Raw genomic sequence first — 13,641 nt, forward strand, 5'->3', positions numbered from 1 at the left:
CCGACGGCCAATCTGAGCGATGGGCCGGTCGAGTGAGTGGTGTGTTGCGGACGATCTTGCGGCGAGCGCACCCGGGTGTCAATATTAATTCGTAAATTACGAGCAAATCGCTTGACGTGACGACGGCGCCACGGTCAACTGGTGCCTCGTTCATCGTTGGAGGCCCGGCCGCCGGCCGGGTTGGTTGAGGAGGCGCGGGTGCGGTTGACGGGGCGGGTGATCGTGGTGACCGGGGCCGCGTCCGGGATCGGCGCGGCCTGCGTCGAGCGGCTGCTGGCCGACGGCGCGTCGGTCGTGCAGGTCGACGTGCAGCCGTGCAAGGAGGTGCCGGGCCGCGCGATCGCCGTACTGGGCGATGTGTCGTCGCCGGACACGTGGGCCGAGGTGACGTCGCGGGGTCGCGATGAGCTCGGCCCGATCGACGGCCTGGTCAGCAACGCGGTCTTCGTCGACGTGCGACCGGCTCACGAGCTGTCCCCGGCGGCCTGGCAACGGCAGCTCGACGTCAACCTGACCGCAGCCTTCCTCGGCTTCCAGAGCCTGTACGACGACCTTGTCGCCGGCGCCGGCTCCGTCGTGCTGGTCTCGTCAGTGCACGCGCTGGTCGGCTTGCCCGGACACCCTGCCTACGCGGCGACCAAGGGTGCCCTGGTTGCGCTCGGACGCCAACTCGCCGTCGAGTACGGCGGCTCCATCCGGGTGAACACTGTCCTGCCGGGCCCGATCGAGACCGCGATGTGGGACCGTGTCGACGCCGAGGGCCGCGAACAGAGTGCGAAGGCCACAGCGGTCGGCCGGCTCGGCCGGGCGGACGAGGTGGCACAGGTGATCGCGTTCCTGTTGTCGGAGGAAGCGTCGTACGTGACGGCTGCCAGCCTGGTGGTCGACGGTGGTTGGTCCGCGGTGAAGGACTCGGCATGAGGGAGAGCGGTGTGACGGGGATTCAGCGCGGCGTGACGCGGGGACTGCACGGGCAGATCGTGGAGGTGATGGCCCAGCGCATCCTGTCCGGACAGATCCCGGAGGGCGCGACCATCAACGTGCCGGACCTGCAGGCCGACCTCGGCGTCAGCCTGACCGCGGTCCGCGAGGCGTTGAAGGTGCTGACCGCCAAGGGGCTGGTCGACGCGCGGCAGAAGCGCGGCACGTTCGTCCGGCCGCGGTCGGACTGGAACCTGCTCGACGCGGACATGATCCGCTGGCACTTCGACGACGACGTACGGCCGGAGCTTCTCGAGGAACTGCACGAGGTGCGGGGCATCGTCGAGCCCGCCGCCGCCCGGCTGGCCGCCCAGCGTGCGGAGCCGACGCACCTGGAGGCGTTGGACGCGGCGCTCGAGGAGATGGCGTCGGCGAAGGACGACCTCGCGGCGGTCGCCGCGGACCTCAAGTTCCACCGCGCGTTGCTGGCGGCAACGGGGAACGAGCTGCTGACCAAGATGGAAGTGATCATGGAGACCGGTCTGGCCGATCGCGACCGGCTGGTGCACAAGGTGAAGCCGTCGGACGATCCGCTGCCCAGTCACCAGCGGGTGGTGGACGCCGTCCGGTCCGGCGACCCTGGCGCGGCGGAGTCGGCCATGCGTGAGTTGCTGGCGAAGGCGGCGGAGGACCTGACCGAGGTCCGTGGCTCCTCGTCGGCTCGGGGCCGGGGCCGGGGACGTCGCTCGTGAAGATCGAGAGGATCGAAACCTTCCTGGTCCCGCCGCGCTGGTTGTTCTGCCGGATCGAGACGAGCGACGGTGTCGTCGGCTGGGGCGAACCCGTGGTCGAAGGCCGCGCCGAGGTCGTCCGGACCGCGATCGAGACCCTGTCGGAGTACCTGATCGGCCAGGACCCCCTTCAGATCGAGCGACACTGGCAGGTGCTCTCGAAGGGCGGCTTCTACCGCGGTGGGCCCGTCCTGAGCAGCGCAGTCGCCGGGCTCGACCACGCCCTGTGGGACATCGCCGGCAAGGTGTACGGCGCTCCGGTCGCAGCACTGCTCGGTGGACGGGTGCGCGATCGGGTCCGCGTCTACGCCTGGGTCGGCGGGGACGAGCCGGCCGCCGTGGCCGACCAGGTCGCGGAGCAGGTCGAGGCTGGCATGACCGCGGTCAAGATGAACGGCAGCGGACTGATCCAGCCGTCGCCGTCCGTTGCCGAGATCAACGACATCGTGGCCCGGTTGAGTGCGGCCCGTGAGGCTCTCGGCGACACGCGCGACGTGGCCATCGACCTGCATGGCCGGGTCGGCGTGGCCGGCGCGCGGCGGATCCTGCACGCGGTCGAGGACCTGCAGCCGTTCTTCGTCGAAGAGCCGGTGCTGCCTGAGCACATGGTGCATCTGTCCGAGGTGGTCAGTACGTCGACTGTCCCGCTCGCCTTGGGCGAACGGCTCTACCACCGCTCGGACTTCGTGGCGCCACTGAACGCCGGCGTTGCGGTGGTCCAGCCGGACGTGTCACACGCTGGCGGGATCTCGGAGCTGCGCCGCATCGCGGTGCTGGCCGACACGCACGGTGCGATGCTGGCGCCGCACTGCCCACTCGGACCGATCTCGCTGGCGGCGAGTCTGCAGGTTGCGTTCGCGACGCCGAACTTTCTGATCCAGGAGCAGAGCCGCGGCATCCACTACAACCAGGCGAGCGACCTCACGTCGTACGTGACCGACCCGACGCCGTACACCTGGGTCAACGGGCACGCCGAGTGGAATCCCCTGCCTGGCTTGGGAATCACGGTCGACGAGGCCGCCGTTCGCGCCGCGGACCAGACCGGCCACAGCTGGCGTAACCCAGTCTGGACCCACCCCGACGGCTCGTTCGCCGAATGGTAGTCATCGACGCGGAGGACGGCGGCCGCTGGAAGTCACTGCGGCTGGCTGGTCGAGAGTGGCTCTGGCAGGGTCCCGGGCTCCTGAGCGGACCCCGCACGAACCACACGGCCTTCACGGACGCCGGCGGTCTCGACGAGTGCTTCCCGACCGTCCGCGGCACCCCCGACCACGGCGGTCTGTGGAACCAACCCTGGGATGAGTCGGTTTCGTACGGCGGCACGACCCTGACCCGGGCCTTCACGTCGGACGCCGACTCCGTGACCGCCGACTACCACCTGCACGCGCCGCCGGGCTACCGCTTCACGTGGGCGGCCCATGCACTCCTGGACTGCGCAGTCGGCGCATCGGTGCTGGCACCCGGCGGCACGCCCTGCAGGCTCTACCCCGAAGCCGCTCTCCATCTCTCGACCCCGTGGCCCGCGGACGCGCCTTGGCTCGACACCACCTGGCCGACGCCGCTCGACCTCAACATCTACGGCCCGTCCGACGGGACCGCGGTCGGGGCGATTCTCGTCGACTGCCCCACAGTCTCTGTCCTCGACCGTGGCGCGCTCCTGCAGCTGGAGTTGAGTTGCCCCGGGCAACCAGTGTCGACGGCGTTGTGGCGCAACCAGGCCGGGTTCCCCGCCGAGGCGCCGTACCGGAGCCTGGGCGTGGAGCCGATGCTCGGGCGGGTGTTCGATCTTGCGGAGGCCGGTCCGGGCGACGCGGCCGTCGTACCGCCGAGTGGCGAGCTGGCCTGGCGGTTGACGGTCTCCGCCAGGCCAGTGTGATGGCGCTACCCGAGCGGCAGATCGAGTACGGCGTTAGCCACCGCGGTGCTGTTCGTCGTACGGATGCTGTTGATCTCGGTCGCGGTCAGCGCCCGCTTGTAGATCCGGACCTCGTCCATCGAGCCGTCGAAGTGATGCGCTCCGTCGAGCCGCTGGCCGACGTACATCTTGAACGGTCGCGCCGGACTGACCGACCCGGCCGGCGCCGCGACACTGGCGGCCTGCACGCCGTCGACCCAGATCGACAACGTGCCGGCCTTGCGCTGCAGGGCGACGTGGTGCCAGGCGTTGTTGTTGTAGGCGCTGGTCGTGGCGACCGACGCGGTGTTGCCGTTGGTGGTGATCAGCCCGCGGATGCGGCTGTCCGCGGGTTCGGCCCGCAGCCAGAACTGCGAGAACTCGTTGATGCCGTAGCCCCAGAAGATCGCCTGGTTCGCCGTACTCGCGCCGTACTTGATCCACGCCATCGCGGTGAAGTCACCGCCGCCGACCGCGAGCGACTCCGCGAACGGCAGTTGGATCGCGTCGTCGACGCCGTCGAGATCGCGAGCCTGCCCGAACTTGCCGGCGACCGCAGTGGTCCCGCCACGCAGGTAGCTGTGGTTGCCCAGCCCGGAGACATCGGGCGTCGTCGCGCCGAGCGGCGCGTCCGGGTGGCCGATGTCGCTCTCGGTGAACCGGGCGAACCGGATCTGGTCGCGCGCGTCGACCGTGCCGCCTTCGTACAGCAACCCGATCTCGCCGGTGTCCAGGATCGCCATGTCGGAGTACCCGGACCAGTCGCTGGTGATCCTGGTGCCTTCGGCCACGGACTGCCAGGTCTTGCCTTCGTCGAAGCTGGACCGGATCGTCATGTACCGCCGCCGCTCCGGATCAGCCGGCCCGGCGAACAGGATGCGGTTGTACTTGTCGCCGCGATCCACAGCCCGCAGCCGCTGCAGCGACGTCTGCACCACCGGCGTGGTCAGACCGGAGATGGTCGCGTACGGCGCGACATACGTCTGCCCGCCGTCGTTGCTGACCGCAGACATCCGGCTGGCTCCGGCAGCACCGGCGTTGTTGCGGGCAATGGCATAGACGCCGCCGTCCACCTTCTCGACGACACTGATCTCCTGCGGTACGGCGCCATCGGCCCGCAGGTCGGTCGCACCCTTGTGCCAGGTCTCGCCACTGTCGTCGCTGTACACCAATTGCCCAGCCGCACGACCGCTGCCGTTGTCGTAGTTGGTCCCGGCCACCAACCGCCCGGCATGCGCACCACGCGTCAGTTGGATGCCGTGCACGGGCCCGGTGGCGTACCAGCCCCAGGCCGGGTCGTCGATCTGGTCACCGATGTTCCTGGCCTTGCTCCAAGTCCGGCCGTCGTCATCACTGACCTGCACGTACGGCGTCCGCGGGCGGCTCGTCGTACCGGGATCCATCGTGCTGAGCAGCACGATCCGGCCGGTCTCGTAGTCGACGATCGGCGCCGGGTTGCCGCGGGTCGCCACCGCGTTCGGGTCGGTGTCGGTGCCGGAGAGCACGGTCTGCGTCGCCGACCAGGTCCGGCCGTCGTCGTCGGAGCGGCGCATCACCAGGTCGATCTCCTGCGAGTCCGCACACCAGGCCCGCCGGGCCTCGGCGAAGGCGAGCAGTGTGCCGGCCTTGGTTTTCACGATCGCGGGGATCCGGTAGCAGCCGTACCCCGCGTCTCCTTTGTTGAAGAGCACGGTCTGGGTGATTGCTGCCGGGCTTTCTGTGAGTGGTTGCGCTACGGCCGGGGCGGCGGGCGCCAGCAGCGTGAGCGCTACGAGGAGTGGAAGTCGGGTGGGCATGGGCGGATGCCTCCAAAACTGAAAGTAAACAACGGGGCGGTTGTTCACCTCGTAACTTATCCACTTCCGGGCGTCCCAAAACCGATGACATGGGACGTCCTATGTCTGGATCGATCCAATAGCGTGGACCCCGAGGAGGAACCATGGATCTGCTTGCCGAACTCCGGCGCCGCAAGGTGCTCGCCATCATCCGCACCGACGACCCCGAGCGCGCCCTGGAATGCATCCACACCCTCGTCGAGGCGGGGATCACCGCCCTCGAGGTGTCGCTGACCACGCCGGGCGGGGTCGAGGCGATCGCCAAGGCGCGCTCGACGTACGACCCGTCGATCCTGATCGGCGCGGGCACCGTCGTCACGCCCGCCCAGGCCGACGAGGTCGCTGCTGCCGGCGCCGGGTTCGCGGTCACGCCCGCGATCACCCGCGGCGCCCACCGCAGCGTCGAGCTCGGTCTTCCGCTGCTCTGCGGCGCGCTCACCCCCACCGAGGTCGTCGCCGCGCTCGACCTCGGCGCGACCGCGGTCAAGATCTTCCCGGCCAAGGTCTACGGCCCCGGCTACTTCCGTGAACTCCGCGCCCCACTCCCCGACGCACCCCTGATCGCGGTAGGCGGCGTCGACGCGAAGACCGCCCCCGAGTACCTGGCCGCCGGCGCCCTAGCCGTAGGCGTAGCCTCCCCCCTCCTAGGCGACGCCGCCACCGGCGGCCCCCAATCCGAACTAGCTGCCCGCGCCAAGGCGTTCCTCACCGCCGTAGGCGCGCACCGCCCATGACCAGGCACCGGGGTGCATTCGGCCTCAACTCAGTCGACCGTACGGAGTAGAGCGATGACGGATCTCCTGACCATCGGCGAGACGATGGTTTCGTTGCGGACTGCTCGTCCGATGCGGCTCGGCGGTGATGCGCACCTGTCGATCGCCGGTTCGGAGAGCAACGTCGCGATCGGAGTGTCGCGGCTCGGCCACCAGGCCGCCTGGCTGGGTGCTGTGGGCAACGACGAGCCCGGCCGGCTGATCCAGCGCACCCTGCGGGCCGAGGGTGTGGACACGCAGTGGCTCCGTTTCTCGGACGAGTCGTTCACCGGGTTCATTGCGTTCGACCAGCCGTCGCACGACATCACCCGGGTCAGCTACCACCGCCGCGGCTCGGCCGGTTCCATGCTGACCAGTGCGGAGTGCCTCGCCGCCCTGGAAGCGTCCGCGCCTCGACTCATGCACGTCACCGGCATCACCCCGGCCCTCTCCGACTCCACGCGAGCGGCGACGCTGGACGTCGTACGTGCGGCTGCGGAGTCCGCCGTACGCGTATCACTGGATGTGAACTACCGCGCTCGGCTGTGGTCACGCGCCGACGCGGCGACCGCCCTGCGTGAGCTGCTTCCCTTCGTACACACGGTTTTCGCGTCCGACGACGAGCTCGACATCCTCACCGACGCCACCGAACCAGTCCGCGACCTGCTGGACAACGGCATCACCGAGATCGTCGTGACCGCCGGCGGCAAGGGCGCCTGGACGCACACCACCGACGGCACCATCCACCGCCCCGCTCTCCCGGTGACCGTCGTCGACAGCATCGGCGCCGGCGACGCCTTCGTGTCCGGCTACCTCTCGGGCACCCTCGACGACCTCTCCCCCGAACACCGCCTCGACCGCGCCACCACCTCCGGGGCCTTCTGCGTCACCGCGACCGGCGACTGGGAATCCCTGCCCACCCGCGACGACCTGAGCCTGCTCTCGCACACCCAAGGCACGGCCCTCCGCTGACCTTGCAGTTGACACTGTGTCAAGGCAGAGAGTCGGGTTGTCATGGTGAACATCGGAGAATTCGCTCGCCTCGGTGGAGTGTCGACGCGCATGCTGCGGCACTACGACGCCATCGGCGTACTCAAGCCTGCGCACGTCGATCCGCACAGCGGCCGACGCTCGTACGACGTCACGCAGTTGACGACCCTGAACCGCTTGGTCGCCCTCAAAGGGCTCGGGTTCAGCCTGGACGAGGTCGGCCGGCTGCTCGGTGAAGGCGTGGATCCCGCGGAGATGAAGGGGATGCTGCGCCTGCGGCAGGCCGAGTTCGAACGCCGGGTGCGGCACGACCGGCACGTCCTCGACCGAGTGACAGCGAGACTCCGACTGATCGAGCAGGAGAACCGCATGAACACGACGATCGAAATCAAACAAGCCGACGCACTGACGATCGCAGCCCTCTCGGCGTCCGCGGACGACGCCAGCCCGCAGAGCACCGGTCAGGTACTGCGTGATCTCTTCGAGCAGGTGATCGAGCGGATGGAGGCGGTGAAGGCCGACCGAACCACGCCCGTCGCTCGTTTCGTCTCGGCGGACAGCGGCCCCGCGGTCGAGGTCATCGCCGGCTACGCCGTACCCACTGACTCGGTTCCAGGTCTGCAGACCCGGTCACTGCCTGCCGTCGAGGTGGCGTCCACCATCCACCAGGGCCCGATATCCGGCATCGCTGCCGCCTACCAGGACCTAGCCCGCTGGGCCGAAGCAAACGGCCACCACGACCTCCTGGAGTCCCCCCGCTGGCGCCACCACTTCCTCGAAGCAGACGGCGACGACGAAACCCACTGGATCACCGAACTCCAACTAGAACTGACCTAACGCTCGTCGATGACCTCGGCGTTGGTGGCGGTCGGCGGCGCGGACACCAGGGACCAGGCCGCGACCGCCTCCGGCGACTGGGCCAGCGGGAAGGCAGCAGCCATCGCCTGGAACGACTCCCAGCGCCAGGTGTCGCTGTAACTCCCATCCTCGAGCCGAACAAGCTGCGTCGAAGTCAACCCAGGATGCGCATCCCGAATCACCCCAATCACCTTCGCCCGCCGCTCGAGAAACTCGGCCAGCTTGTCGGGATCGACGGCATAGCTGTGAATCCGCACAACCGCGGTCCCCACAACCACCTCCCGCCCTCCGGCACCAGCTGCCGCCGGCACTGCGGCGCCAGCCGCGTCCGCTACTGCGGCGCCAGCCGCCTCCGGCGCTGCGGTTCCGCCTTCGGCCTGCGCTGCCTCTGGCTGCTGTGTTGTCTGCATGGTGTTCTCCTCTGGTCTCCGTGTACGTCCTGTTGACGGATCTCAGTGAGGAGATGTGACGGGGTTGCTCGCGGGTGGGTGGACTGAGTGGATCCGGCTGTGGATGGGCACCGGGATGTTGCACAGCACTCAGGAATGGAGGGACGGCTATGACCAGTCCCAGTGGGCCCTACGAGGGCTTGACTCCCGTGACGCACGAAAACCCGGCTGAGGTCACCGACACCGAGGTGAACGAAGCGCTCGAGCGCGGCGACGTCGACGTACGCGACCAGGAGATCCGCCACGACGAAGGCGCGCAACCGGACTCGGACCGCAACGACACCCCTCAACCCCCGACCAAGGAAAGCCAGACCTGACGAGCACCGGCGGCTCCCGCCCGATCAACTGGTGCGTTCACGTGTCGTCTGGATCCTCGACCGGGAACAGGATGGGGCTGAGCAGGTAGCGGGAGCGTTCCGGTCCCGCGTCGTTCGCCAGCACCGGCAGGATCGCTGAACGCATGCCCTCGATCAGCTGTTCCAGCTCGTCCCGGCGCAACCAGACCGCGTGCTGGCGGAACCCGACCAGGTCCGCTGTCGGGTCAGCGCCCTCGCGGTCGAGGTACGCGTTGAACTCGGCAACCAACGCGGCCATCGCGGCCGCGAACCCACGCCGATAGTCGTCGTTCGTCAACTCGAGTGCTGCGGAGTCGATCGACGCCCGTTCCTGCCGCAGCCGATACCGCCGCTCGACCGCACCCCGGACCCGGCGCTCCTCGGCGACCTCCAAGATGCCGCCGTCGGCCAGCAGCTCGACATGGCGGTACAGCGTTGCCTTCGAGACGTCCGGCACGCGTTCCCCGAGTTCGCCCGTGGTCAGCCTCCGGTCGCCGCGGAGTGCGTGCACGATGCGCAGCCGGACCGGGTGTCCCAGCAGTTCCAGCGGACCCATGGGTCGAACGATCTCACGTCATGCTACCTTTCTCAAAGACTGAGAAAGGTAATCGGATGACCGCCTGGACCACCCCGCCGTACGCCGATCCCGCCCACTTCACCGAACACGACATCATCCTCACCGCCGACACCACGCTTTCCGCCGTCAGCCCATCCCACGCCTCCGCGATCCCCGGCGCGTCCGCCGGGTCGACGGTCCCCGGGACGCTGAGCCTTCCGCGGTACGACGGTTCGTCGCCGGACGCGCGCCGTGCTCCGGTCGGCGTCGTGCTGCTCACAGGAGGCGGACCGCTCGATCGGGACGAGACCAGCGGACCGAACAAGCCGCTCAAGGACCTGGCCTGGGGATTGGCGAGCCATGGTGTCGCGGTCCTGCGGTTCGACAAGCTGACGGTCGCCCGGCCTGAGGTGATGACCGAGCCAGGCTTCACGCCGTACGACGAATACGTGCCACACGCCGTCGCCGCCGTACGCGCGCTGAAGGAGCATGCGGATCAGGTGTTCGTGGTCGGCCACAGCATGGGCAGCAGTTCGCCCCGCGAGTCGCGGCCGCCGAGCCGTCCGTGGCCGGACTCGTGATCATGGCCGGCGACACCAAGCCGATGCACCACGCCGCCGTACGCGTCCTGCGGTACCTAGCGACCACCAACCCCGAGGCAGTCACGGCCGAGATCGTCGAGCAGTTCGAGCGGCAGGCAGCCGTTGTCGACAGCCCCGACCTCTCAGTCGACACCCCTGCTGCGGACCTCCCGTTTGGCGCACCGGCCTCGTACTGGCTGGACCTCCGCGACTACGACCCGGTCACCACCGCGGCCAAGCTCGACCTCCCGATCCTGGTCCTTCAAGGCGGCCGCGACTACCAGGTCACCGTCGCCGACGACCTGATCGGCGCGCAACGCGGCCTCGACCACCGCCCCGACGTCACCATCACCGTCCTGCACGCCGACAACCACCTCTTCTTCCCCGGCGCCGGCCCGTCCACGATGACCGACTACCAAACCCCGGCCCATGTCGATCCCGAGGCCCTCTCCACCATTCTCAACTGGTTGCCCTCAACAACAAGCGAGACTAGGTGAGGAGGTCGGGGTCGGTTTCCAGTTCCTTCTCGGGGTCTAGGGGCAGGACGATCTTGAAGCGGGTGTCGCCGGGCTGGGATTCGACGCGGAGGTCGCCGTGGTGCTTCTTGACCACGATGCGCCAGGAGATGTCGAGGCCCAGGCCGGTGCCCTCGCCGATCGGCTTGGTGGTGAAGAAGGGCTCGAAGATGCGGTTGCGGATCTCTCGTGGGATCCCCGGGCCGGTGTCACCGATCTCGACGACCGCGTAGGCGCCGTCCTTCTTGGTCCGGATCGTCAGCGTTCCCGACCCGCCCATCGCGCTCACCGCGTTGTCGATGATGTTGGTCCACACCTGGTTGAGCTCGGCGGCGTACGCCGGGATCGGCGGCAGCTCCGGATCGAAGTCCTTCACCACCTCGTACCCCTGCAGCTTGCCCGACATCATCACCAGCGTCGACTTCAGCAACTCGCGCAGGTCGACGATCTGGTACGGCGCTCGGTCGATCTGCGAGTACTGCTTCGCGGCGCCGACCAGGGTCGAGATCCTGGTGACGGAGTCGTCGATCTCGTTCATCAGCGACTCGGTGTCGATCGTGTACATCAGCCAGCGCACAGCACCTTCGAGGTACTTCGGCCCGACCGCGGCCAGCACCTCTTCCATCCACGGCACGTCGAGACCGGCCGCGGCCAGCACCGGCGCGACGTCCCAGCTGGCCTGCACGTCGTGGTCGTCCAGCCAGTCGGTCAGCGAGTCCTCGGCGTCGGACAACTCCATCGGTGAGATGTCCTTGTCCTTGGTCTTGTCCAGCCGCTCGACCGCCGCCTCCTGCAGTTCGACGATCTGGTGCAGCTTGGTCGCATCCAAGGTGCCGTCGGCAAGCATCGCCAGCTTGGACCGCATGCCCGCGACCCGCTGCCGCAGCGTCGCTGCCGCCCGGACCGCCGCGGCGGCCGGGTTGTTGAGCTCGTGCGTAAGACCGGCCGACAGCGATCCGAGGGCGAGCAGCCGCTCGCGCTCCCCCAGCGTCTCGTTGGTCCGGCGCATCCCCATGATGAAGCCCTCGATCAGGTGCACCGCCATCGGGAACCAGGTGTTCATCATCGTCGCCATGGTCTCGGCGCCGATCACGTAGAACTCCGACGGCTCGGTCACCCGCATCGTCGCCGTGTAGGTCTTGTGGTCGGTGGCGCCGAAGAAGGCGTTGAAGGCGCCGGCGTACACCCCGCGCTGGCGGGTCCGGTTGATCTCGACCTCTTCACCGTGCGACAGCTTGCACAGCCGGAGCTCACCGGACAGCAGCACGTAGCAGCAGGTCGCCGGGTCTCCCTCGGAGAACACGATCCCGTCCTGCACCGACTCGACGTACCCGGCATCGGACAGCCACTGCAACTGCTCGTCGGTCAGCGACTCGAACAGGAAGAGCGTGCGCAACTCGTCCGGGGTCAGCCGGCGCGGCTTCTCGGTGTCGACAGTCATCAGAGCATCTCCAGGTATCGGTGCACGAGTGTCACGGCCATTGCTCCGTCGCCGACCGCGGAGGCGACCCGCTTCACCGACTCGGCCCGCACATCCCCGGCGGCGAACACGCCCGGCATGCTCGTTTCCAGGTGGTACGGCTCCCGCTCCAGCGCCCAGCCCGGCGGCTTGCCGTGCAGGTCCGGCCCGGTGAGCACGAAACCGCGCTCGTCGCGGAGCAGGTCACCCGGCAGCCAGTCCGTCCGCGGGGCCGCACCGATGAACACGAACATCCACTCCGTGTCCACCTCGCGCGACTCACCGGTCACACTGTTCCGCAGGGTTGCCCGTTCGAGATGGTCGGAGCCCTTGCAGTCGACCACCTGCGTACAGGTGTGGACCTCGATGTTGTCGATCTCGTCGATCTGATTGATCAGGTACGACGACATCGTCGCCGTCAGCGATGGTCCTCTCACCAGCATATGCACGCGTTTGGCGTGTTTCGAGAAGTACACCGCGGCCTGGCCGGCGGAGTTCGCCCCGCCGATGATGTAGACCTCCTGGCCGGCACAGCTGGGCCCCTCGGTCGTCGCGGAACCGTAGTAGATGCCCCGGCCGCACAGGTCGTCCACACCAGGGGCGTCGAGCGTCCGGTACGAGACCCCGGTCGCCAGAATCACCGAGTGCGACGAGATCTCGCTGCCGTCCGAGAACCGCAGCTTGCGCGCAGACCCGAGCGTCTCCAGACCGACCACTTGACGGGCCGTCAGGAGCTCGGCGCCGAACCGCACCGCCTGGCGCCTGGCCCGGTCGGTCAGCTGAGCGCCCGAGACACCGTCGGGGAAGCCGAGGTAGTTCTCGATCCGGCTCGACTGGCCGGCCTGGCCGCCGGTCGCCAGCTGCTCGACCAGCACGGTCCGCAGCCCCTCGCTGGCGCCGTACACGGCCGCACCGAGACCCGCCGGACCGCCACCGACCACGACCAGGTCGTAGAACTCCGAGGCGGGCGCCGTCGACAGTCCCACTTTGTTGGCCAGCTCGGCCTCGCTCGGCGCCACCATCACCGTGCCGTCCGGCGTGATGATCACCGGGAGCGTCGAACCGTCCACCCCGGCCGCCTCCAGCAGCCGTTTGCTCTCGTCCTCGTCCACGCCGTACCACCGGTACGGCACGGCGTTGCGGGCGAGGAAGTCGCGGGCCGCGAACGACGGCGCCGACCAGCGGTGGCCGATCACCCGGGTCTCGTCGGTGGACGGCTCCGGGGTCGATTTCCACAGGTCGAGCATCGCGTCGACCACCGGGTAGAGCTTCTCCTCCGGCGGGTTCCACGGCTTCAGCAGGTAGTGGTCGAGGTCGACCACGTTGATCGCCTGGATCGCCGCGTCGGTGTCGGCGTACGCGGTGAGCAGCACGCGGCGCGCCAGCGGGAACAGGTCCATCGCGGCCTCGAGGAACTCGATCCCGGACATCTGCGGCATCCGGTAGTCGGCCAGCAGCAGCGCCACCGGCTCGCCCCGCAGCTTGAGCTCGCGCAGGGCATCCAGCGCCTGCCCAGGGTTTTCCGCCCGGACGATGCGGTGCTCCTCGCCGTACCGACGGCGGAGGTCACGGGCGATCGACCGGGAAACGCCGGGGTCGTCGTCCACGGTGAGGATCACCGGGCGGGTCGTTGACGCTGTCATGCCTCCTTCATACCAGCGCCGGACCAAGAATCGGGAAGGGTATTTCCCGCACACTTTCGCTG

Annotated in this window: 15 protein-coding genes; 10 read left to right on the plus strand and 5 right to left on the minus strand. The window is 68.6% G+C overall.

What is annotated here, in order from left to right; all coding sequences use genetic code 11:
- Positions 1-198: 198 nt before the first annotated feature.
- The 4 genes from ACWCOV_RS09255 to ACWCOV_RS09270 are packed head-to-tail and all read left to right on the plus strand — an operon-like array spanning position 199 to position 3,588.
- Positions 199-921, plus strand: coding sequence for an SDR family NAD(P)-dependent oxidoreductase (locus ACWCOV_RS09255; protein WP_449828730.1), 723 nt, complete (start codon positions 199-201; stop codon positions 919-921).
- Positions 918-1,673 carry a FadR/GntR family transcriptional regulator gene (locus ACWCOV_RS09260; RefSeq protein ID WP_449828731.1) on the plus strand — a complete coding sequence of 252 codons (756 nt, stop codon included), beginning with the start codon at positions 918-920 and terminating at the stop codon, positions 1,671-1,673. Before ACWCOV_RS09255 ends, ACWCOV_RS09260 begins: the two co-directional genes overlap by 4 nt.
- Positions 1,670-2,815, plus strand: a complete 1,146-nt coding sequence (gene dgoD, locus ACWCOV_RS09265) for a galactonate dehydratase (RefSeq protein WP_449828732.1) — start codon at positions 1,670-1,672, stop codon at positions 2,813-2,815. Before ACWCOV_RS09260 ends, dgoD begins: the two co-directional genes overlap by 4 nt.
- Positions 2,809-3,588 (plus strand): hypothetical protein, encoded by a 780-nt coding sequence (locus ACWCOV_RS09270; RefSeq protein WP_449828733.1) that lies wholly within the window; start codon positions 2,809-2,811, stop codon positions 3,586-3,588. The genes dgoD and ACWCOV_RS09270 overlap by 7 nt, the downstream gene beginning before the upstream one ends.
- A gap of 5 nt (positions 3,589-3,593) precedes the next feature.
- On the opposite strand, the gene ACWCOV_RS09275 is transcribed toward ACWCOV_RS09270, so the two are convergent.
- Complete coding sequence (locus tag ACWCOV_RS09275) at positions 3,594-5,402, minus strand: exo-alpha-sialidase (protein ID WP_449828734.1); 1,809 nt, start codon at positions 5,400-5,402, stop codon at positions 3,594-3,596.
- 143 nt (positions 5,403-5,545) lie between these two features.
- Between ACWCOV_RS09275 and ACWCOV_RS09280 the strand changes: the two genes are divergently transcribed.
- Genes ACWCOV_RS09280 through ACWCOV_RS09290 form a run of 3 tightly spaced genes read left to right on the plus strand, consistent with a single transcriptional unit; the run spans position 5,546 to position 8,020 of the window.
- On the plus strand, positions 5,546-6,175 hold the full coding sequence (locus ACWCOV_RS09280) for a bifunctional 4-hydroxy-2-oxoglutarate aldolase/2-dehydro-3-deoxy-phosphogluconate aldolase (protein WP_449828735.1): 630 nt from the start codon (positions 5,546-5,548) through the stop codon (positions 6,173-6,175).
- 54 nt (positions 6,176-6,229) lie between these two features.
- Positions 6,230-7,165: a sugar kinase gene (locus ACWCOV_RS09285; protein ID WP_449828736.1), complete on the plus strand. Its 936-nt coding sequence runs from the start codon at positions 6,230-6,232 to the stop codon at positions 7,163-7,165.
- Between the two features lie 42 nt (positions 7,166-7,207).
- Positions 7,208-8,020 (plus strand): MerR family transcriptional regulator, encoded by an 813-nt coding sequence (locus ACWCOV_RS09290; protein ID WP_449828737.1) that lies wholly within the window; start codon positions 7,208-7,210, stop codon positions 8,018-8,020.
- Here the strand turns inward: ACWCOV_RS09290 and ACWCOV_RS09295 are convergent.
- A complete protein-coding gene (locus tag ACWCOV_RS09295) occupies positions 8,017-8,451 on the minus strand; it encodes a hypothetical protein (RefSeq protein WP_449828738.1) in 435 nt (144 codons plus the stop codon). The two genes, ACWCOV_RS09290 and ACWCOV_RS09295, sit on opposite strands and share 4 nt — an antisense overlap.
- A gap of 149 nt (positions 8,452-8,600) precedes the next feature.
- On the opposite strand from ACWCOV_RS09295, the gene ACWCOV_RS09300 reads away from it, so the two are divergent.
- Complete coding sequence (locus ACWCOV_RS09300; protein WP_449828739.1) at positions 8,601-8,807, plus strand: hypothetical protein; 207 nt, start codon at positions 8,601-8,603, stop codon at positions 8,805-8,807.
- 37 nt (positions 8,808-8,844) lie between these two features.
- On the opposite strand, the gene ACWCOV_RS09305 is transcribed toward ACWCOV_RS09300, so the two are convergent.
- Positions 8,845-9,381 carry a helix-turn-helix domain-containing protein gene (locus ACWCOV_RS09305; protein WP_449828740.1) on the minus strand — a complete coding sequence of 179 codons (537 nt, stop codon included), beginning with the start codon at positions 9,379-9,381 and terminating at the stop codon, positions 8,845-8,847.
- Between the two features lie 56 nt (positions 9,382-9,437).
- On the opposite strand from ACWCOV_RS09305, the gene ACWCOV_RS09310 reads away from it, so the two are divergent.
- The gene (locus tag ACWCOV_RS09310) at positions 9,438-9,962 is read left to right on the plus strand and encodes an alpha/beta hydrolase family protein (RefSeq protein ID WP_449828741.1); all 525 of its coding nucleotides are present in this window, start codon (positions 9,438-9,440) and stop codon (positions 9,960-9,962) included.
- On the plus strand, positions 9,947-10,459 hold the full coding sequence (locus tag ACWCOV_RS09315) for an alpha/beta hydrolase family protein (protein ID WP_449828742.1): 513 nt from the start codon (positions 9,947-9,949) through the stop codon (positions 10,457-10,459). Before ACWCOV_RS09310 ends, ACWCOV_RS09315 begins: the two co-directional genes overlap by 16 nt.
- Here the strand turns inward: ACWCOV_RS09315 and ACWCOV_RS09320 are convergent.
- Positions 10,452-11,918, minus strand: a complete 1,467-nt coding sequence (locus ACWCOV_RS09320; protein WP_449828743.1) for an ATP-binding protein — start codon at positions 11,916-11,918, stop codon at positions 10,452-10,454. The genes ACWCOV_RS09315 and ACWCOV_RS09320 overlap by 8 nt on opposite strands.
- Positions 11,918-13,579 carry an FAD-dependent oxidoreductase gene (locus ACWCOV_RS09325; RefSeq protein ID WP_449828744.1) on the minus strand — a complete coding sequence of 554 codons (1,662 nt, stop codon included), beginning with the start codon at positions 13,577-13,579 and terminating at the stop codon, positions 11,918-11,920. Before ACWCOV_RS09325 ends, ACWCOV_RS09320 begins: the two co-directional genes overlap by 1 nt.
- Positions 13,580-13,641: the final 62 nt, after the last annotated feature.

It is taken from the genome of Kribbella sp. NPDC002412, from assembly GCF_053592935.1.

What these genes read in the sequence shown, in the direction of transcription:
- ACWCOV_RS09260 (WP_449828731.1), top strand. Translation starts at nt 918, where the DNA reads ATGAGGGAGAGCGGTGTGACGGGGATTCAGCGCGGCGTGACGCGGGGA.
- ACWCOV_RS09270 (WP_449828733.1), top strand. Translation starts at nt 2,809, where the DNA reads ATGGTAGTCATCGACGCGGAGGACGGCGGCCGCTGGAAGTCACTGCGG.
- ACWCOV_RS09275 (WP_449828734.1), bottom strand. Translation starts at nt 5,402, where the DNA reads ATGCCCACCCGACTTCCACTCCTCGTAGCGCTCACGCTGCTGGCGCCC.
- ACWCOV_RS09280 (WP_449828735.1), top strand. Translation starts at nt 5,546, where the DNA reads ATGGATCTGCTTGCCGAACTCCGGCGCCGCAAGGTGCTCGCCATCATC.
- ACWCOV_RS09285 (WP_449828736.1), top strand. Translation starts at nt 6,230, where the DNA reads ATGACGGATCTCCTGACCATCGGCGAGACGATGGTTTCGTTGCGGACT.
- ACWCOV_RS09290 (WP_449828737.1), top strand. Translation starts at nt 7,208, where the DNA reads ATGGTGAACATCGGAGAATTCGCTCGCCTCGGTGGAGTGTCGACGCGC.
- ACWCOV_RS09295 (WP_449828738.1), bottom strand. Translation starts at nt 8,451, where the DNA reads ATGCAGACAACACAGCAGCCAGAGGCAGCGCAGGCCGAAGGCGGAACC.
- ACWCOV_RS09300 (WP_449828739.1), top strand. Translation starts at nt 8,601, where the DNA reads ATGACCAGTCCCAGTGGGCCCTACGAGGGCTTGACTCCCGTGACGCAC.
- ACWCOV_RS09305 (WP_449828740.1), bottom strand. Translation starts at nt 9,381, where the DNA reads ATGGGTCCGCTGGAACTGCTGGGACACCCGGTCCGGCTGCGCATCGTG.
- ACWCOV_RS09310 (WP_449828741.1), top strand. Translation starts at nt 9,438, where the DNA reads ATGACCGCCTGGACCACCCCGCCGTACGCCGATCCCGCCCACTTCACC.
- ACWCOV_RS09320 (WP_449828743.1), bottom strand. Translation starts at nt 11,918, where the DNA reads ATGACTGTCGACACCGAGAAGCCGCGCCGGCTGACCCCGGACGAGTTG.
- ACWCOV_RS09325 (WP_449828744.1), bottom strand. Translation starts at nt 13,579, where the DNA reads ATGACAGCGTCAACGACCCGCCCGGTGATCCTCACCGTGGACGACGAC.